This window comes from Pseudarthrobacter sp. fls2-241-R2A-127 (assembly GCF_030209355.1).
GTDB lineage: Bacteria > Actinomycetota > Actinomycetes > Actinomycetales > Micrococcaceae > Arthrobacter.
Genome location: NZ_JARVSF010000005.1, coordinates 105,003 through 124,555, shown reverse-complemented (window position 1 = coordinate 124,555; position 19,553 = coordinate 105,003). Strand labels below are relative to the sequence as shown.

13 protein-coding genes are annotated in these 19,553 nt (G+C 67.2%); 5 read left to right on the top strand and 8 right to left on the bottom strand.

Going from position 1 to position 19,553, the window contains the following annotated elements:
* Positions 1-15: 15 nt before the first annotated feature.
* The 3 genes from cydD to QRN53_RS03040 are packed head-to-tail and all read right to left on the bottom strand — an operon-like array spanning position 16 to position 6,194.
* Entirely contained in the window at positions 16-3,495 is a 3,480-nt protein-coding gene (gene cydD, locus QRN53_RS03050; RefSeq protein ID WP_285242549.1) for a thiol reductant ABC exporter subunit CydD, read from the bottom strand.
* Between the two features lies 1 nt (position 3,496).
* The gene (gene cydB, locus QRN53_RS03045) at positions 3,497-4,546 is read right to left on the bottom strand and encodes a cytochrome d ubiquinol oxidase subunit II (protein ID WP_285242548.1); all 1,050 of its coding nucleotides are present in this window, start codon (positions 4,544-4,546) and stop codon (positions 3,497-3,499) included.
* Positions 4,547-4,589: 43 nt separating this feature from the next.
* Positions 4,590-6,194 (bottom strand): cytochrome ubiquinol oxidase subunit I, encoded by a 1,605-nt coding sequence (locus QRN53_RS03040; RefSeq protein WP_285242547.1) that lies wholly within the window; start codon positions 6,192-6,194, stop codon positions 4,590-4,592.
* Between the two features lie 262 nt (positions 6,195-6,456).
* On the opposite strand from QRN53_RS03040, the gene QRN53_RS03035 reads away from it, so the two are divergent.
* On the top strand, positions 6,457-6,840 hold the full coding sequence (locus QRN53_RS03035) for a BlaI/MecI/CopY family transcriptional regulator (RefSeq protein WP_285242546.1): 384 nt from the start codon (positions 6,457-6,459) through the stop codon (positions 6,838-6,840).
* Between the two features lie 6 nt (positions 6,841-6,846).
* Positions 6,847-7,839: a M56 family metallopeptidase gene (locus tag QRN53_RS03030; RefSeq protein ID WP_285242545.1), complete on the top strand. Its 993-nt coding sequence runs from the start codon at positions 6,847-6,849 to the stop codon at positions 7,837-7,839.
* Positions 7,840-7,942: 103 nt separating this feature from the next.
* Here QRN53_RS03030 and QRN53_RS03025 read toward each other — a convergent pair whose 3' ends face one another.
* A complete protein-coding gene (locus tag QRN53_RS03025; RefSeq protein ID WP_285242544.1) occupies positions 7,943-10,051 on the bottom strand; it encodes a DNA gyrase/topoisomerase IV subunit B in 2,109 nt (702 codons plus the stop codon).
* Between the two features lie 255 nt (positions 10,052-10,306).
* On the opposite strand from QRN53_RS03025, the gene QRN53_RS03020 reads away from it, so the two are divergent.
* Complete coding sequence (locus QRN53_RS03020) at positions 10,307-10,528, top strand: DUF7455 domain-containing protein (protein ID WP_285242543.1); 222 nt, start codon at positions 10,307-10,309, stop codon at positions 10,526-10,528.
* A 162-nt stretch (positions 10,529-10,690) separates the two neighbouring features.
* On the opposite strand, the gene QRN53_RS03015 is transcribed toward QRN53_RS03020, so the two are convergent.
* The 4 genes from QRN53_RS03015 to QRN53_RS03000 form a co-directional block, all read right to left on the bottom strand.
* Complete coding sequence (locus tag QRN53_RS03015) at positions 10,691-12,001, bottom strand: RNA polymerase sigma factor (protein WP_285242542.1); 1,311 nt, start codon at positions 11,999-12,001, stop codon at positions 10,691-10,693.
* Between the two features lie 304 nt (positions 12,002-12,305).
* Entirely contained in the window at positions 12,306-13,634 is a 1,329-nt protein-coding gene (locus QRN53_RS03010; protein ID WP_285242541.1) for a DUF4192 domain-containing protein, read from the bottom strand.
* 99 nt (positions 13,635-13,733) lie between these two features.
* Positions 13,734-15,080, bottom strand: a complete 1,347-nt coding sequence (locus QRN53_RS03005; protein WP_285242540.1) for an MFS transporter — start codon at positions 15,078-15,080, stop codon at positions 13,734-13,736.
* A 52-nt stretch (positions 15,081-15,132) separates the two neighbouring features.
* Entirely contained in the window at positions 15,133-16,071 is a 939-nt protein-coding gene (locus QRN53_RS03000) for a proteasome assembly chaperone family protein (RefSeq protein ID WP_285242539.1), read from the bottom strand.
* 255 nt (positions 16,072-16,326) lie between these two features.
* On the opposite strand from QRN53_RS03000, the gene QRN53_RS02995 reads away from it, so the two are divergent.
* Both QRN53_RS02995 and lpdA read left to right on the top strand, forming a co-directional pair.
* Positions 16,327-17,850 carry a leucyl aminopeptidase gene (locus tag QRN53_RS02995; RefSeq protein WP_285242538.1) on the top strand — a complete coding sequence of 508 codons (1,524 nt, stop codon included), beginning with the start codon at positions 16,327-16,329 and terminating at the stop codon, positions 17,848-17,850.
* A 253-nt stretch (positions 17,851-18,103) separates the two neighbouring features.
* The gene (gene lpdA, locus QRN53_RS02990) at positions 18,104-19,486 is read left to right on the top strand and encodes a dihydrolipoyl dehydrogenase (RefSeq protein WP_285242537.1); all 1,383 of its coding nucleotides are present in this window, start codon (positions 18,104-18,106) and stop codon (positions 19,484-19,486) included.
* The last annotated feature ends 67 nt before the right edge of the window (positions 19,487-19,553 follow it).

Here is a 19,553-nt window from a genome sequence, read left to right as displayed (position 1 = left end):
CCGGCCGGAGGTGGCTCAGCGCGACGCCGCCACGCGTTCCCCGGCCACGCCGGACACGGCGGGAAGTTCCAGCCGGGCGTCCTCAGCAGCAATGTCCGCCCCGTTATGGGTCACCAGGATGACGGTACGGTCCCGCAGCCCCCTGCGAAGGTCCGCCAGCATGGCCGCGGCAGCTTCCGCATCCAGGTGGGCGGTGGGTTCGTCCAGCAGGATCACATCAGCGCCGGTCAGCAAAGTCCGCGCCACCGCCAGGCGCTGGCGCTCACCTCCGCTGAGGAAGGCACCGCCGGGGCCGGTCCTGGTATCCAGGCCGGCAGGCAGCCTGTCCACCAGGCCGTCAAGTCCGACGGCGGCCAGCACCTGGGCCAGTTCCCCATCAGCCGCAGGTGGTTCACCGTTACCGGCAGCACGCCCCAGCAGGAGGTTGCCCCGAATGGTGGAATCGAAGAGGTGGGCCTCCTGCGGACACCATGCTGCGCGGCCGGAAACCCGCGCCCGGCCCGCGGCGGGCGCCAGGAAACCGAGCAGGACCGAGAGCAGGGTTGATTTTCCGGAGCCGGACGGCCCGGTGACAACCAACCAGCGGCCGGGCTCCGCCACGGCGTCCAGCCCCGTGAAGACCGGCGGCCCGTCCGGCCAGGCTGCGGCCAGGCCGGTCAAGGCAATCCCCGGGGCGCCGCCGTCGCGGCCAGGGAGGGCCCGCAGCCCGGGGCTGTCCCCATCCGGGGAGTCCGCGCGCGAACCGCGTCCTGCCGGGCCGCCGTCGAGGGCGCCGGACTCCCCCACCCGCTGCAGGACCTCGCGGAGGGCGGGGAACTGGCGCACCGCCGTCGTCATGGCTGCGTAGGGCTCCACCAGCGCGAGCACCAGCAGCACCACCACGGCCGCCGTGGCGGGGGCGACCCTGGCCACGAGGACCTCCGGGGACGCCAGCCAGGCAGAGGCCAAGGCCGCCGCTCCGCATCCGACCGTGGCAACTGCATGACCCAGCCCGTCCGCCCAGGCGGAGCGCCGGGAAGCGTGCGTGGCCTTCCGGTCCTCGGCCCGGAGCGCCTCAAGCACGCGCGGTGCCAGGCCGTTTGCGTGCAGTTCGGCCCGGGCATCAAGTGCGGCCGCTGTCCGCCGCAGGACGCCGGAGCGCAGCGACTGCTCGGCGGTGGCCGAGCGCCGGTCTCCCCACAGGGCTGCCGCCGGTGCGAGCAACAGGCCGGCGGCGGATGCGCCGATCACCGCGGGCAGCGCGGCGGGCACCAGGACTCCAGTGGCGGCAAGGGCAAGGACGGACACCGCGAGCGCCGTAACGGGCGGCAGGACCACGCGCGGCAGGAGGTCGCGGATGGTGTCGACGTCGTCAATCACCGTTCCCAGGACGTTGCCGCCTTGCAGGAGCCTGCGCAGCGACAGGGCCCTGCGGCTCAGGGATTCCCAGAGCCTGCCGCGGAGGCGGGTGAGGGCGGCGAAGACGGCATCGTGCAGCAGGAGCCGTTCCCAGTAGCGCAGGACGGCGCGGCCGATGCCAAAGAACCGGACTCCCACGATGGCGGTCAGGAGGTAGAGGATGGGCGGCTGTTCGCTGGCCCGGATGATGAGCCAGCCGGAGAGGCCGGACAGTGCGACGGCGAAGATGGCCGCCAAGGTGCCCACCACCGCCGCGGCCGCGAATTTGCCGCGGACCGGCGCCAGGAGCGCGGCAAGGAGTCCGGCGGCACCGGAGGCTGTCCTGGTGGCGCGGTTCGCTGCGCCGTCGTCCAAGCCGCCGGAGTCAGTGCCTGAGCCGGTGGATGCGGCGTTCAGGGACGCGGGGCTTTCGGACGCGAGGCTTTCTGGGGCGGGATTGCCCGCGGAGGCGGTGGCGGTTACGCCGCGGGCGGGCTCCTGCGGTGCCACTTCCTGTCCGTGCCGTGCCACCGGGACCAGCTGGTCCGCAAGGTGCCGGGTGCGCTGGTTGTGGGCCACCAGGATGATGGTGACCTGGCCGCGGAGCCTGCGGATGGCGTCTTCGACAAAGGCCGCGGAGACGTCGTCCAGGTGCGCCGTTGGTTCGTCGAGCAGCAGGATCGATGCCCCGGCATCAATCCTGGCCAGCCCGCGGGCAAGCGCCACACGGCGCAGCTCGCCGGGACTCAGCTCCGCCTGGTGCTTGGCTGCCAGGTGGCCTGCGCCGGCCCGCTGCAGGCAATCGCGGGCAGCCTCTTCGGCGGTGAACCGGTCACGGCCGTGGCCCGGGTCCCGCGCAAGGTACAACAGCACCTCGTCCAGGACCGTGCCGGCCACCATCACGGGGTGTTGCGGCACCCAGGCAATGGCACCGCGGTCCAGTCCCCTGATCGATCCGGAAACAGTGGTCCCGTTGCCCGTGCCGATCGTCCCCGCCAGTACGCCCAGAATGGTGCTCTTGCCGGCCCCGCTGGGGCCGTCCAGAGCGGTGATCCGGTCCTGCGGTGCGGTAAAGGTAAGGGGCCCGACGGCGGTTCCGGACCGCCCGGCATAGTGCACCGTGAGGCTGGTGACTTCGAGGGGGGCGCCCGGCCTGCCGGCTTTGGCGGCGGGCAGCGGTGACGCCTCGGGCGCTCCCGTGACCGCTGCGGTTTCGGCCAGTGCCACGCGGCCTTCATCGCTGGCATGGTGGGCGGTGCCCAGCTCCCGCAGCGGGAGGTAGCAGTCCGGCGCCAGGAGCAGTGCCAGCAGGCCTGCCTCCAGCGGCATGCCGCCGTGGACCAGGCGGACGCCGATGAAGACCGCCACCACCGCCACCGAGATGGTGGCGATGAGTTCCAGGGCCAGCGCGGAGAGGAATGCCGTGCGCAGGGTGCCCATGGTGCGGGAGCGGTATTCCTCGGAAATCTCTTCCAGGGCCTTGCGCTGCGCGGTGGCGCGGCCCAGCCCCACCAGGACGGGAAGGCCTTTGGCGAGTTCGAGCATGTGTGCGGACAGCCGTGCCAGTGATGCCTGGGCCTGGCGTACGCTGTCCTCGGTGTAGCGGCCAATCAGCACCATGAACACTGGAATCAGGGGCACCGTGAGGACGATGACCACGGCGCTTACCCAGTCCGCGAAGAGGATGCGTGCGCCCAGCAGCAGCGGAATGGCCGCGCAGTTCACCAGTGCGGGCAGGAACTGGGTGTAGTAGTTGTCCAGTGCGTCCAGGCCGCGCGTTGCGAGTACCGCCAGGCCGCCGTCGCCGGGCCCGGATCCGCGGACGCCGGTCCGGAGGGCATGCTCCAGCAGGCCGGCGCGCAGCTCTTCCTTGACGCCCAGGGCGGCGCGGCGGGCAGCGACGGCCTGCCCCCAGACGGTCAGGGACCTCAGCACCACGCCGGCGAGCCCGGCGGTGATCTGGGTTCCCCACGCGGGGTTCCCGGCGGCCAGTCCGGCCAGGATGGACGCCACCGCCTGGCCGATCAGGACCAGGGACAGCGCTTTGAGGGCGGCGAGCAGTCCCAGCCAGTAGATGGCTGAGCGCGTGGCCGGGCCTGCCGGGAACGTGGGCCGCACGTCAGCCCTTGGTGGTGAACGCCTTGGCGGCCACCGCGGGGAGGAAGCTGTGCGCTTCCGGAATGTGGGCGGCGCTGACACGGCGGCGGAACACCCAGTAGGTCCAGGCCTGGTAAGCAATCACCAGGGGAAGGCCAAAGGCTGCGACGATGCTCATCAGGCCCAGGGTGTAGTTCGAGGAGGAGGCGTTGGAAATGGTGAGGTCGAAGGCGCTGTCCAGTGTGGAAGGGAGCACCACCGGGAACACGGCACCGAAGATGGAGGCGGTGCCCAGCACCAGGAAGGCGCCCAGGAACAGGAACGCCCTGCCTTCGGAGCCTTTGCGGGCTAGCAGCCACGCGGCTGCGGCCGGGCCCACGGCCAGGACGACGGCGGCCCAGGTCAAGGGCTTGCCGTCCAGGAACTGGATGGCAAGGGCCCACGCTGCAATGGGCAGGAGCAGGACCGGCAGGAGCCGCACGAACCACTGCCGGGCCCGGTGCCGGACGTCGCCGTCCGTCTTGAGTGCCAGGAAGGCCAGGGCGTGGAGCAGCGAGAAACCGACGACGGCGAAGCCGCCCAGCACGGCGTACCCACTGAACCAGGCCAAGGGGCCGCCTACCCGGTCGCCGTTGGCGTTCAGCGGCAGGCCCGTGGTGGTCAGGGCCAGCGCGGCCCCCACGCCGAAGGCCGCGAAGAACGAACCCAGGGCTATCGCCCAGTCCCACCGATTCCGCCAGCTGTCGGTGTCCACCTTGCCGCGGTATTCGAACGCCACGGCACGGAAGATCAAAGCCAGCAGGACCACCAGCAGCGGGAGGTAGAGCGCGGAGAACAACGAGGCGTACCAGAGCGGGAAGGCGGCGAAGGTGGCGCCGCCTGCGGTGAGCAGCCACACCTCGTTGCCGTCCCAGACGGGTCCGATGGTGTTCAGGAGCACCCGGCGCTCGGTGTTGTTGCGGGCGAAGAGCTTCATCAGCATCCCGACTCCCAGGTCGAAGCCTTCCAGGAAGAGGTAGCCGGTCCACAGCACCGCAATGGCGATAAACCAGATGGTGGGCAGCAGTTCCATTGTTCGTATCCTCTGCTCTTTAAACCTGTTGGGTCCGGTGCGGCTAGTAGGCGAAGGCCAGCACGTCGTCGGCGGGCTTGGCTTCCCCGGTGCCGCCGGGGCCCGGGGTCCGGTCCTCATTCTCGTCCGCCGGTGCGTGGGCGAGTTCGGGCATCGCGGAGACCACGCCGCCCCGGATGTACTTCACCAGCAGTTTCACCTCCACCACGAGCAGCACGGCGTACACGGCGGTCAGCGCCACCAGGGAGGCGATGAGCTCCCCAGCGGAGACCCCCGGTGACACGGCGGCAGCGGTGAACATGAACACCTGGTCAATGCCGCTGGGATCCGGGTTGGGGGCCACGACGAACGGCTGGCGGCCCATCTCGGTGAAGATCCAGCCGGCGGCGTTGGCACCGAACGGTGCCAGGATGCCAAACACTGCCAGCCGCATCAGCCAGCGGGATTCCGGCACCGTCCCCTTGCGGGTGATCCACAGAGCCACCAGCGCAGCCAACGCGGCCAGGCCGCCAAAGCCGATCATCATCCGGAAGCCCCAGTAGGTGACTTCCATGACGGGGACATACTGGATCTCCTGGCCCGCGCGGTCGCCGTAGACCGGGTTGTCCGGCAGGTTGGTTCCGTATTTCGCCTTGTACTCGGGCAGCAGGCTGTTGACGCCCTTGACCTCGGTGGTGAAGTCACCCTTGGCCAGGAAGGAGAGGATGCCCGGGACCTCGATCACTGCCACGACGTCGTCGCAGTTCTTCGATCCCACGTTGCCGACGCTCAGGACGGAGAAGCCCGTGCCGTCGTGGCAGGCGGCCTCGGCGGCGGCCATCTTCATGGGCTGCTGCTGGAACATGAGCTTGCCCTGGAGGTCGCCGGTGACGGCTGTGCCCGCGAACGAGATCATGGCCACCACGGCGCCGATGCGCAGGGACCGGATCCACACGCTGTAGTCGGTGCGGTCGCGGCCGGGGATGCGGGAGTCTTCACCCGGGACCACCCTGCCGTCGGCACCCACGGTGTCGACGCCGTCGTGCCGTCTCCGCCACAGGTGGTACCAGGCGATGCCAAGGAGGAAGCCGCCGGCCACGGCAAGGGCGCCAAACAGGGTGTGCGGGACGGCCACCAGGGCAGTGTTGTTGGTGAAGACGGCCCAGGCATCGGTCATGACCGGCCGGCCGTTGACCATTTCCACGCCCACCGGGTGCTGCATCCAGCTGTTGGCCACGATGATGAAGTAGGCGGAGAGGGCTGAGCCGATGACGGCCACCCAGAGGCAGACCAGGTGGATGGCCGGCTTGAGCTGTTTCCAGCCGAAGATCCACAGCCCCAGGAACGTGGACTCGACGAAGAAGGCCAGGAGGGCTTCCAGTGCCAGCGGGGCACCGAAGACGTCCCCGACGAACCGGCTGTATTCGCTCCATGCCATGCCGAACTGGAACTCCTGCACGATGCCGGTGGCCACGCCCATGATGAAGTTGATGAGGAACAGCTTCCCCCAGAACTTCGTCATCCGCAGGTACTCCGGCTTGCCGGTGCGGTACCAGGCGGTCTGGATTACGGCCACCACCAGGCCCAGGCCGATGGTCAGCGGCACCATCATGAAGTGGTACACGGTGGTGATGCCGAATTGCCAGCGTGCGATTTCCAAGGCGTCCATGGCAGTCCCTACTGTTAGCAGTGCAGTTTTCTACGCTCCGTAGAACTCTAACTTCTACACAGTGTAGAACATCGTGGGATGCAGAAAAAACCAGCTGCCCCTCCCCTAGGATGGCGCGTCACGGGCCGCCGCGCCAGATGTTCTACCATATGTAGAAAGAAGTAGGGTTTCGCGGTAAATTTAGTTCTGTAGTTGAATCACCGCGTGACGTCACCGGGCGCTGCGAGAGCGCACGGTGCGGGGAAATAAAGGAAAAAATAAAATGGCTAGTCTTGGTGAACTGGAACGGGCGGTCATGGACCTGCTCTGGGCGGGCCAGGAAGCGGCTACGGCCAATACCCTGAGGGACCGGCTGGCGCGCTCGTCGGCGGCGCAGGGCGGGGCGGGCCACGAAGGCAAGGAACTGGCCGTCACCACCGTACTTACCGTGCTCTCCCGCCTGGAAAAGAAGGGGCTGGTGGAACGCGAACGCGGCACCCGGCCGCACCGCTACCAGGCCGTGTCCAGCCGCGCCGACCACACTGCCGAGCTCATGCACGAGGTCCTCGGGTCAGCGCCCGACCGCGAGGCTGTCCTCGCCCGCTTCATTGGATCTGTCTCCGAAGGTGAAGCCGCTACGCTGCGCAAACTGCTTGGCCACCTCTAGCAGACCATGTTCTGGGCCTCGTACCTGCTGGCGGTCCTTGCGATAGTCCTTGCCTGGCCGGTGCCCATCCTCCTGTCGAGGGCGCAATGGCCGGCCAGGTCACCCTTTACGGCGATGCTGCTGTGGCAGGCGATCGCCCTTGCAGGTGGCTTGTCCATGATCGGGGCCATGTTGGTCTATGGGCTGGAGCCGATCGGCGACAACCTGGTTGCCGGCCTCCGGGCCCTCGCCGGCATGGTGCTTTTCAGTGCTCCCACCACCGCGCTGGGGTTCTGGCACATCTTCGCCCTGTCTGCCGCGGCCCTGCTGACCGCGCACCTGGTTTTCACCCTGCTGCTCACGTACTACAAGATCCAGCGGCAGCGCCGGCGGCACCGCGAACTCCTGGCCCTGCTGGCCTCACCGTCCGGGCAGGACACCGGAACGCTGGTCATCAGCCACGACTCCCCGGTGGCGTACTGCCTTCCGGGAGGGTCCCGCTCGGTGACCGTCCTGTCGGACGGTTTGATGGCCGCCCTCGAACCTGCTGAGCTCCGTGCAGTCCTCATCCACGAGAACGCGCACCTAAGCCAACGGCACCACCTGCTGCTGTGGGCCTTTGCCGCCTGGCGGCAAGCGCTGCCCTGGCTGCCCACCACCAGGCTGGCGCAGGAATCGGTCAACTCACTCATCGAGATGCTGGCAGACGACGTCGCCCTGCGGACCGAAAGCAAGGCCACCTTGATCAAGGCCATCGCCATCGTCGCGAGCGGCTCGGCCGCGAATCCCGGCACCGCTGACATCCGGCCGTCCTCCCCCAGCCTGGCTTTGTCGGGGCTGGAGGCGGCCTCGGTGGGACCGGGCTCGGACGCGGTCCGGACAGCGGCGTCCAGGGTCAGCCGCCTGCTCACCCCGCAACCGCAGCTGCCGGCCGCCGTCCGGAGTGCCGTCCTGGCCGGCTGCATCCTGCTGCTCGCGCTGCCAACCGCTTTGCTCGTGGTTCCGGGGCTGCTCGGCTGACCTGCCGCCGTCGTGCGCTACGTCCTGGCGGTTGAGCACCCTGGAACCCCGCGGTGAAGGTCAGCCCCACACGGGCGGTTGAGCCTGTCGAAACCCGGGCACGTCAGGCGTCGATGCGCTCCCGGTCAAGGCTGGACGCTCCGGCGATAATAAAGTCCTTGCGCGGGGATACGTCCGAGCCCATCAGAAGGTCAAAGATCTCCTCCGCCTGCTGGGCGTTTTCGATGCCCACCTTCCGAAGGGTGCGGTGGCGCGGGTCCATGGTGGTCTCGGCCAACTGCTCGGCATCCATCTCACCCAGGCCCTTGTACCGCTGGATGGGTTCCTTGTACCGCTTTCCCTCCTTCGCCAGGCGGGCCAGCAGGACGTGCAGCTCAGCCTCCGAGTAGGTGTAGATCATCTCGTTGGCCTTCTGGCCGGCATTGATGACTTCCACCCGGTGCAGCGGCGGAACAGCCGCGAAAACCCGGCCCTCGAGGATCATGGGCCGCATGTACCGGAAGAACAGGGTCAGCAGCAGGGTGCGGATGTGGGCGCCGTCCACGTCGGCGTCGGTCATGAGGATGACCTTCCCGTACCGGGCGGCGCCGATGTCGAAGCTGCGGCCGGAGCCGGCGCCCACCACCTGGATGAGGGCTGCGCATTCGGCGTTGGAGAGCATGTCTCCTACCGATGCCTTCTGGACGTTCAGGATCTTGCCGCGGATGGGCAGCAAGGCCTGGAAATCGGACGAGCGCGCCAGCTTCGCGGTACCGAGGGCCGAGTCACCTTCCACAATGAACAGTTCGGAGCGTTCGACGTCATCCGTACGGCAGTCAGCGAGCTTGGTGGGCATCGACGAGGTTTCCAGGGCGTTCTTGCGCCGCTGCGTCTCCTTGTGCACGCGGGCCGAGATGCGGGACTTCATCTCGCTGACGATTTTTTCCAGCAGCAGGGCCGACTGGGCTTTGTCGTTCCGGTTGCTGGAGGTGAGCTTGGCGGAAATCTCCCGCTCCACCACCCGGGACACAATGGCGCGGACGGCGCTGGTGCCCAGGATTTCCTTGGTCTGGCCCTCGAACTGCGGCTCGGCGAGACGGACGGTCAAGACGGCGGTCAGGCCGGCGAAGATGTCGTCCTTGTCGATCTTGTCGTTGCCGGCCTTGAGCTTGCGTGCGTTGGTCTCCACGGCTTTGCGGAATGTCTTGACCAGGGCTTGCTCGAAGCCGGACTGGTGGGTGCCGCCCTTCGGGGTGGCAATGATGTTCACGAAGCTGCGGACCGTGCTGTCGTAACCGATGCCCCAGCGCAGGGCAACGTCCACTTCGCAGTCCCGCTCGACTTCTGCCAGCTGGCTGTGGCCCCGTTCGTCCAGGATAGGGACGGTTTCCTTGAACTTGCCGGAACCGTGCAGGCGCCACACATCGGTGACGGCAGGGTCGGCGGCCAGGAATTCGACGAACTCCGAGATGCCGCCGTCGTGGTGGAAGACCTCTTCGTGCGGGCCTGCCTCACCGGGGGTTCCCGGGAGCTTCCGTTCGTCGCGCACCGTGAGCTTGAGTCCCGGGACCAGGAAGGAGGTCTGCCGGGCGCGGGCCGCAAGGTCTTCGTAGGAGAATTTCGCGTCCGGGGTGAAGATCTGCCGGTCAGCCCAGTAGCGGATCCGGGTTCCCGTGACGCCGCGTTTGGCCTTGCCCGTGATGTCCAGGACGGAGTCGTTGACGAACGGCGTGAAGGGCGCTGCCGGGTCCAGCCTGGACCCGGTGTCCTTGAACCGGCCGGGTTCCCCGCGGCGGAAGGACATCCGGTAGGTCTTCCCGCCACGGTCCACCTCAACGTCCAGGCGTGATGAGAGGGCGTTGACCACTGACGCGCCAACACCGTGGAGGCCGCCGGACGCGGTGTAGGACCCGCCGCCGAACTTGCCGCCCGCGTGCAGCTTGGTGAACACCACTTCGACGCCGGTGAGGCCCGTCTTGGGTTCCTTGTCGATCGGAATGCCGCGGCCGTCGTCGTGGATTTCGACGGAGTTGTCCGCGTGCAGGATGATGCGGATGTCGTGACCAAAGCCGGCCAGGGCCTCGTCCACCGAGTTGTCGATGATCTCCCAGAGGCAATGCATGAGGCCGCGGGAGTCGGTGGAACCGATGTACATGCCCGGACGCTTGCGGACAGCTTCGAGCCCTTCCAGGACGGAAAGGTGCCGGGCGGTGTACTCAGAGCTTGGTGCCACTGGTGATGAACTCCTTCAGGGACGTGGGAGCGGTACTGGAACCGCTCTTCCTAGGGTAGTCGGCGGCAGCGACAGGAGCTTGCTGCCACACCCGCCGGCCGCTGTGCGGCGCGCCACGGGCGGCGTCCAGGCGGCCGGTGGAACATTCTTGACCCAACCTTGCGGATACGCGCACAGCGAACTTGCCCCATCCTTGCGATGGATCGGATACGAATGCTGGTTATATAGATGTACTGATCTACTAAGGAGGCCGACATGACAACAGCAGTGGCAGACCGCACGCTTAACGCACTGGACCGGTGCGACCGTTGCGGAGCTCAGGCATATGTCCGGGTTGTACTCGAGTCCTCCGGCGGTGAGTTGCTGTTCTGCGGCCACCACGCCCGTGCAGTGGAGGCGACGCTGAAGCCGTTGAGCTCCGACTGGCACGACGAGACGGGAAAGCTTCAAGAGAAGGCTGCCGTCGAGATCGACTAGATGAGGCATCGGTAATACGAACCCGGTGGGACCTGTCCGAATGGACGGGTCCCACCGGCGTTTAACCATTGTTCCGGTGCCTCGCGCGGGTTAAACGGCCGGGCCGCCCCACTCCCACCGCAGGGGTGGGGCTGGGACGGCCCGGTTGGTAGCGCCGGAGACTCAGTCCAGGTAGTCGCGCAGCACCTGCGACCGCGAGGGGTGGCGGAGCTTGGACATCGTCTTCGATTCGATCTGGCGGATCCGCTCGCGCGTGACGCCATAGACCTTGCCGATTTCGTCTAAAGTCTTCGGCTGTCCGTCGGTCAGGCCAAACCGCATGGCCACCACACCGGCTTCGCGCTCGGAGAGGGTATCCAGCACCGAGTGCAGCTGCTCCTGCAGCAGGGTGAAGCTCACGGCGTCCGCCGGGACCACCGCCTCGGAGTCCTCGATCAGGTCGCCGAACTCGGAATCGCCGTCCTCACCCAGGGGGGTGTGCAGCGAGATCGGTTCGCGGCCGTACTTCTGGACCTCGACGACCTTTTCCGGGGTCATGTCCAGTTCCAGGGCCAGTTCCTCGGGCGTGGGTTCGCGGCCGAGGTCCTGAAGCATCTGGCGCTGGACGCGTGCCAGTTTGTTGATGACCTCAACCATGTGCACGGGGATACGGATGGTGCGTGCCTGGTCGGCCATGGCGCGGGTGATCGCCTGCCGGATCCACCAGGTGGCGTACGTGGAGAACTTGAAGCCCTTGGTGTAGTCGAACTTCTCCACCGCACGGATGAGGCCCAGGTTGCCTTCCTGGATGAGGTCCAGGAAGAGCATGCCGCGGCCGGTGTAGCGCTTGGCCAGGGAAACCACCAGGCGGAGGTTGGCCTCCAGGAGGTGGTTCTTGGCGCGCTTGCCGTCGTGGATGATGAATTCGAGTTCGCGCTTGTACTTGGGGTCCATGGTGTCCCCGTCGGCGGCGATCTTCTCTTCGGCGAACAGTCCGGCTTCGATCCGGAGTGCCAGGTCGACTTCCTGCTCGGCGTTGAGCAGTGCCACCTTGCCGATCTGCTTGAGGTAGTCCTTAACGGGGTCGGCAGTGGCGCCGGCGGACATGACCTGCTGGACCGGGGCGTCGTCGTCGTCCGCGTCGGAGTAGACAAAGCCCTTGCCGCTGCCGGCGGCACCCTTGACGGGGTCGGCATCTTCGGCCGCGTCGGGGCCTTCGAGGACGATGTCGTCGATGTCCTCCTCGACCTCATCGACGTCGTCCGGGTCAACGTCCCCGGCGGCGGACTTTCCAGCAGCCTCTGCTGCAGCCTTGGCGCCGGGCTTGGGCCCGCGCTTCTTCGGCTCGCGCTTGCCGTCCGCTGCAGCCTCACCGGACGAAGCCTTATTGGCTGCCCGCGTAGCTGCCCGCTTGGCGTTGGTCGCGGCCTGCTTCTCCTCGGGGGACAAGACGTCCTGGGCGGCAGAATCCTTCTTCGTGGAAGACGGGGTCACAGAAAACCTTTCTAGCGGTGGTCTGTGGAATCACCATACGGGCAACACCACTATGACCCTGTCAAGTCCGTGATGAAAACCAAGCGCCACCACGGCCGGCAGAGTCACTTAAGACAACTCCCGGAGCGGCTGTAATGTTCCCTTGCGGGCACGGTTACAAGCACTCGATACACGGACCCAACCGGGTCTCGGCATCCATTGTCTCATGATTTGGCCGAATCCGGCCTCTCGTGCCGCCATCCGTTACCACCGCACCGCCGCCCGCCCCGTGGTTGGCGCGCCCGGCGACCACCAGGGCCCGATGTCAGCCCACGCCTCCACCGCCAGGCGCCAGCGGATCCGGGCCGAACTTCTGCCAGGCAGCTTCCTTCCGCGACGCCCAGCCGCAGAGCGTCCCACGGGCCACAATGTCCAGCAGCAATTCCGCCAGCCGGTAGCCTGGCTCAAGCTGGAGCGCCTCGCCCAGGTAGGCGGCCGCGTACGAACCCCGGCCACGGCACCAGGCGACCCATCCCCTGCCGGTCAGGGCTGCAGCGCCCGCCCGGCCGCCGGGCCCTGCCAATTGTTCGAGGATGAAGTCCAGCATGTCCAGGGCCGCCCAGTCGGGCACCTCCGGTGCCGCTCCCATCAGGATCTCGCCGTAGCCGACGGCAGGAGACCCTGCGGGGTATAACCGACGTGGCCGGCTTTGCCGGTCCGGCCTCGTGGCGGCTGTGGCGGCCTGCAGCCCGGATTTGCGCAACCGCGGCGACGTACCCCGCCATGTGTCGAGCCGGACCAGCGGCGTAGGCACGGCGGAGTCACCCGCGGTGTCCGGATCATGGGGGTTGTCCAGGACTCCGAACTGTTCCGCCCCGGCCTCTGCGGCCTTCCTGTCCGCCGCAGCCATGACCAGGACGGCGTCGCGCCAGGTCGGGACAGTGAGCGTGGCGCGCAGGAAAGCGTCGCGTTCAGCGTCGGGCAGCCAGGCTGCCCCGTCGGCCCGGCCCAGGAGCATTTCCCAGACGTCGAGCACGGTGCTGAATTGGGCCCTGCTCCGCGACCGGCCGGCCAGTTCCGCCAGCCATCGGTCCTCCCCCGCCAGGACGGAGGCCACGAAAGGGGCCGGGAGCGGCGGCCCCGGCGCAGTGCGGGTAGACGGCGCTTCCCCAACGCTGCTGCCCCGATACACCATCTCGGCATTGAGCATGCTGTCCCTGATCTGCTGGACCGGACGGCCCGGCAGCGGGCAACATGAAGCGTCCCGGCACAGGGCGTCCCGCCAATATTCGTCGCCCACGAACCAGGCGTCACGTACAGGCATGCCGGCCTGGTCCAGGACAGCCTGCACCGCGCGGACCAATGGGTCGTAGGTGGCGGCCGGCGCTGCCCCGGCGTCTGTGGTGAAAATGGCCAGCAGCGAGCCGTCGGCCTCGACATCCGACTCCAGGTATCCGCGGACGGCGCGTGCGAACGCCGGCAGGTCCACCTGTGCTTCCACGCCGGGAAGGTCAAGCCGCAGCGTGGCTCCCAGCGTGGTGCCTCGAAGGGTCATGGCCACGAGGCTGGATGCCGGCCAGTATCCCAGCGAATGCGGGATAAAGCCGAGGATGTCTTCGGGGCCGCGCACTGTCAATCGTTCCGGAGCTGTCATGGCTCCAGCATTCACCCCCGGCCGTGCGGCGCGCAGCGGGCAATTCAGCTATGTGGGAAACCTTCGCGGTGGAGGACCAGTGGACTCAGGGCTGCGCCCTTAGTCGTCGGTGGGTGCGGGCTGGCGGCGGCGTGCCAGGCTCTCGCGGCGCTGCCGTGCCAGGGCGCTGCGCAGGGGTGGCACGACGATTCCCTGGGCAGCCATCTGCCGGCGCACCTTCCGCCGTGATGCGATAATCGCGGCGGAACCAACAGCCAGCAGCAGGAACTGGACACTCAGGGCGAGCCTGAAGGGGTCCAGGCCGTACAGGACTCCCTGCGAGAACCCGGCGGCATAGAGCAGGTCCAGCACCAGGCCGATCAGGAAGATGGACACCAGGGCGGCGATGAAGCCGCCAACGTTGACGATGCCGGTGGCCGTCCCGATCCGGTGGGCGGGGTTGAACGTCCGTGCGAAGTCGAAACCGATCATAGAGCCCGGGCCGCCGATCGCGAGGACAACCACCAGCATCGCCAAGAGCCACAGCGGAGCACGGCCCGGCAGCAGCAGCACCGCTGCCCAGCCCGCGGCCGTGAGACCGGCAATGAGCAGGACCATGGTGGACCGCCGCAGCGGGTGGCGGGAAACGAAGCGGCCAATGAAGGGGCCCACCGCCATGGCGGCAGCAACATAGAGTGCCATCAAGGCAGCGACCGTCCCGGCATCAAGTCCCTGGCCGGAGATCAGGAACGGGTAGCCCCAGGTCATGGCAAATACGGTGCCGCTGAACTGGATGGTGAAGTGGCTCCACATTCCCAGCCTGGTTCCGGGCTGGCGCCAGGCGCGGGCAAGCGAGACGCCGGTGGCTTTGAGCCCCTGCCGGGCCTCCGGTCGCTCCGTGCCCGGCGGAACGTCCTGCAGCAACAGGAGAACCAGCACGACGGCGAGGGCTGACATCCCGGCGAGCATCAGGAAGGCGGGGGTCCAGCCGGACAGGTGCAGGACCAGCGCGAACGGCAGGACACTGAACAACTGCCCCAGCTGGCCGGACATGCCGGTCAGCTGGGTGACCAGGGGGACGCGGGCCGGGGCGAACCAGAGCGGGATGAGCCGGATCACGGAGATGAACGTCATGGCATCGCCGGCGCCCACCAGGACGCGGCCAAGGACCCCGCCCGGGATGCTTTCGGCAAAGGCAAGCTGTAACTGGCCCAGCCCCATCAGCACGGCGCCACCGGCGATCATGGCACGGGAGCCGAACCTGTCCACCAACAAACCAACGGGGATCTGCAGCCCGGCGTAGACCAGCAATTGCAGCACGGTGAAGAAGGAAATGGCGGAGGCGGAGGCGTGGAAGCGCTCGGTGGCCTCGAGACCCACCACCCCAAAGGAGGTGCGTTGCGCCACGGCCACCAGGTACCCAAAAATTCCAACGGTCCAAATAAGCCAGGCGCGGGGTGCAGTCACACTCTTCATTATGCCCGGCCGGGGGCGGCTCCCCCGAAGCCGTGACGCGCCGCTACTGCCCGGGATTCTCCCTGGCCAGGTACGCCTCAACGGCGGCACCGAGGTCATCGGCGTCGGGAAGCTCGTCATTTTCGTTGGCCAGGAGCGAGCGCCGCACCATGCCGTCGGCTTTCTCGTCGTAGCGCGTTTCGAGGCGCGACACCACCTGCTGGACTTCCTCGGACGCCTCGATCTGTTCGGCGATCTGGCGGCTGACGTCACGGCCCGATTCACGCAGCCTGTCGGTAGGAAGCATGAGCGACGTTGCAGCACCCAGGTATTCCAGGCCGGCGACGGCGGCCGTAGGGTACTCCGCCTCCGCGAGGTAGTGCGGCACGTGGATCACGTAGCCGGCGACGTTGCGTCCGGCTTCGACGAGGCGCAGCTCCAGGATGTGGCCGACGGCGGCGGGAACCTCCACCGTGGGCTTCCAGACCGAAATGCCTTCGATCAGCTCGGGCCGGTTTCCGTGCACGGTGACACCGACGGGGCGGGTGTGCGGTACCGGCATGGGGATCGAGTGGATCCACGTGACCAGGTTGACATCCAGTTTCTCCACGATGTTCACAACGGCGCGGGCGAACCGCTCCCACTGCAGGTCGGGTTCGAATCCTGCCAGCAGGAGGAACGGCTTTCCAAGTCCGTCGACGAGGCGGTAAAGGGCCAGCCGGGGCTCCTGGTAATCCTGGATGTGGTCTTCCACGAAGCTCAGGTGCGGCCGGCGGGACCGGTAGTCGATCAGCTGGTCGGCGTCGAAGACCGCCACCGGCTGGGCATCGAGGGTGTCCAGCAGCTCGGCGTTGATCTGCTTCACCACGTGGCCGGCGTCGGCGAACCCGGTGAATCCCATAACCAGGTTCAGCCCCTGGAGGTCTGGGCTGTGGAACAGCTCGATGTTGCTGGCATAGAGCGCGTCGGGGTCCAGCAGGGAGCCGGAAATCCGTTCAAGCACGGCGTGTTCCTTTCAGGGGTTTGGGTGGACATCCTGCATAACGCGGCGGGGGCGCCGGGCATTCCGGCACCGTGTGTGGCGCACCTCTCAGGAAATTCTCCCGCCATGGTGCGGAAGGGCTACGATCGGAACTGGCCTGCCAGGCGGGCTTGCACGCTCCCGGAGCGGTCCACAACGGCCGGAGCCGGGCCACCATGGCAGAGCGCCCAACATGCATCCCTGCCCGAACGTTTCGAGAATTGAGGACTCATCCCTGTGGTCAAGAATACTGAAATCAACCTTAGTACCGTCTCGCGGGACTTGAAGAAGAGCCCCAGCGATGCTGTGGTCATCGGGGTGGGGCAGGGAACCGACGGGCCCGTCCTCCTGGAAAACCCGTTGACGGCGAAGTCCGCCGAGGCCCTCACGGCCTCCCTCAAGGCGCTCGGCGTCACGGGCGCCGCAGACCAGCTGGTCCGCCTGCCGGGCCTGCCCGAAACCGGAGCCGGAATCCTGGTCCTTTCCGGGGTTGGCAAGGTTGCTGCCTCGGAGCCGCCGGCAGGCGAGTCGCTTCGCCGCGCCGCAGGCTCGGCGGTCCGCCAGCTTGCGGGCCTGGCCACAGTCACCCTGGCGTTTCCGACGGCGACCGTGGAGGACGTCGCGGCCGTCGCCGAGGGTGCCGCGCTGGGCGCCTACTCCTTCACCGAGTTCCGGTCCTCGACGGACGGCCTGAAGGATCCCGTCCGCAACGCTGTGATCTTCACCGAACTTGCCGGCAACGGCGGGGTGGACTCCGCGTTGAAGCGTGCCGGCCTGCTGGCCAAGGCCGTGAACGCGACCCGGTCCCTGGTCAACACCCCGCCCAGCCACCTGTACCCGGAGTCCTTCGCAGAGGCCGCCAAGGACCTCGCCAAGGGCCTGCCGGTGAAGGTGACCGTATGGGATGAAAAGCGCCTGGAGAAGGAGGGCTTCGGCGGCATCATGGGCGTTGGCAAGGGCTCCTCGCGCCAGCCGCGCCTGGTGAAGGTCGAATACTCCCCCGCCAAGGCCACGTCGAAGATCGCCCTCGTCGGCAAGGGCATCACGTTCGATACCGGCGGAATTTCCCTCAAGCCGGCCCTGAACATGGGCGACATGAAGAGTGACATGGCCGGCGCCGCCGTCGTTCTTAACACTGTCCTGGCCATTGCCGGACTGGGCCTGCCCGTCAAGGCCACCGCCTGGCTGTGCATCGCCGAGAACATGCCCGGCGGTGGCGCCTCACGCCCCGCCGATGTCCTGACCATGTTCGGCGGCAAAACCGTGGAAGTACTTAATACGGATGCCGAAGGCCGCCTGGTCATGGCGGACGGGATCGTCGCCGCGAGCGGCGAATACCCGGACGCCATCATCGACGTCGCCACCCTGACCGGTGCGCAGCTTATTGCCCTGGGCAACCGCACCGCCGGCATCATGGGCTCGGACAGCGTCACGGGGGCACTTAAAGCTGCAGCCGACCGCGCCGGTGAGCTGGTCTGGCCGATGCCCCTGCCGGAGGAACTGCGCCCCAGCCTGGACTCCCAGGTGGCTGACCTTGCCAACATCGGCGAGCGGCATGGCGGCATGATGACCGCCGCTGTGTTCCTGCGCGAGTTCGTGGGTAAGGACAAGGCGGGCGCACAGATCCCCTGGGCGCACATCGACATTGCCGGGCCGTCATTCAACAACGGCAGCCCGTACGGCTACACGCACAAGCAGGGCACCGGCTGCACCGTCCGGACCTTGGTTGCGTACGTCGAGGACATCATCGCCGCGGCCTGATGAGGGATTGATGGCCGGTGCCGCGCGGCTTTGCGGCGGGGTGATCCCTCCGCCACAAAGCCGCGTGACACTGGCCACAAGCGCTCCACAAAGGCGCCGGCAAGGTGGAGCATGGATAGGTGGTTCGCTAAGGTGAACCACGGTAGTCACAAATGCAAGAGAGTTGCCCTGCTGACATAATCACGGCAGTGCAAGTTCCAAGACCAGATGATGCGCGCTGATCGCGTCATCGTTCACGCGAGGGAGCGTTTTAGTGGCCGATCAGGCAACTGCGCAAGAATTCGACATCCTGGTACTCGGTGGCGGCAGCGGCGGATACGCCGCGGCGCTGCGGGCGGTACAGCTGGGCCTTACCGTCGGCCTCGTGGAGAAGGGCAAGCTGGGCGGCACCTGCCTCCACAACGGCTGCATCCCCACCAAGGCGCTGCTGCACTCTGCAGAACTGGCCGACCACGCCCGTGACTCCGCCAAGTATGGCGTGAACGTCACCCTCGACAGCATCGACATCAACGCTGTCAATGCCTACAAGGACGGCATCATCGCCGGCAAGTACAAGGGCCTGCAGGGACTCATCAAGTCCAAGGGCATCACCGTGATCGAGGGTGAAGGCAAGCTGCAGGGCACCGATACGGTCGTCGTGAACGGGACCGCCTACAAAGGCAAGAACATCGTCCTGGCCACCGGATCGTACTCGCGCACCCTTCCGGGACTGGAAATCGGCGGCAAGGTCATCACCTCCGACCAGGCCCTCACCATGGACTTCATCCCCAAGAGCGCCATCATCCTCGGCGGCGGCGTCATCGGCGTCGAATTCGCCTCGGTCTGGAAGTCGTTCGGTGTGGACGTCACCATCGTCGAAGGCCTGCCTTCCCTCGTTCCCAACGAGGACGCCACGATCGTGAAGAACTTCGAACGCGCCTTCAAGAAGCGCGGCATCAAGTTCTCCACCGGCATCTTCTTCCAGGGCGTCGAGCAGAATGACGACGGCGTCAAGGTCACCCTTGTGGACGGCAAGACGTTCGAGGCCGACCTGCTGCTCGTGGCTGTTGGCCGCGGCCCCGTCACGGCCAACCTGGGCTACGAGGACGCCGGCATCACCATCGACCGCGGCTTCGTCATCACCAACGAGCGCCTCCACACCGGCGTCGGCAACATCTACGCTGTGGGCGACATTGTCCCCGGCGTGCAGCTGGCCCACCGCGGCTACCAGCAGGGCATCTTCGTGGCCGAGGAAATCGCCGGTCTGAAGCCTGTTGTGGTCGAGGACATCAACATCCCCAAGGTCACCTACTCCGAACCCGAAATCGCCACCGTCGGCTACACCGAGAAGGCTGCCAAGGAAAAGTTCGGCGAAGACCAGGTGCAGACCCAGGAGTACAACCTGGCCGGCAACGGCAAGAGCTCCATCCTGGGCACCGCCGGCCTGGTCAAGCTGGTCCGCCAGAAGGACGGCCCCGTGGTGGGCGTCCACATGATTGGCGCCCGCATGGGCGAGCAGGTGGGCGAAGCCCAGCTGATCGTGAACTGGGAAGCCTACCCGGAGGACGTGGCCCAGCTGGTACACGCCCACCCCACCCAGAACGAGGCCCTCGGCGAAGCCCACCTGGCGCTGGCCGGCAAGCCGCTGCACGGCTGATTTTCCACAGTATTACCAGGCCTGGTGCACCCGGCCGCGCAGGCCGGGTGCACTAGGCTTCCACCAT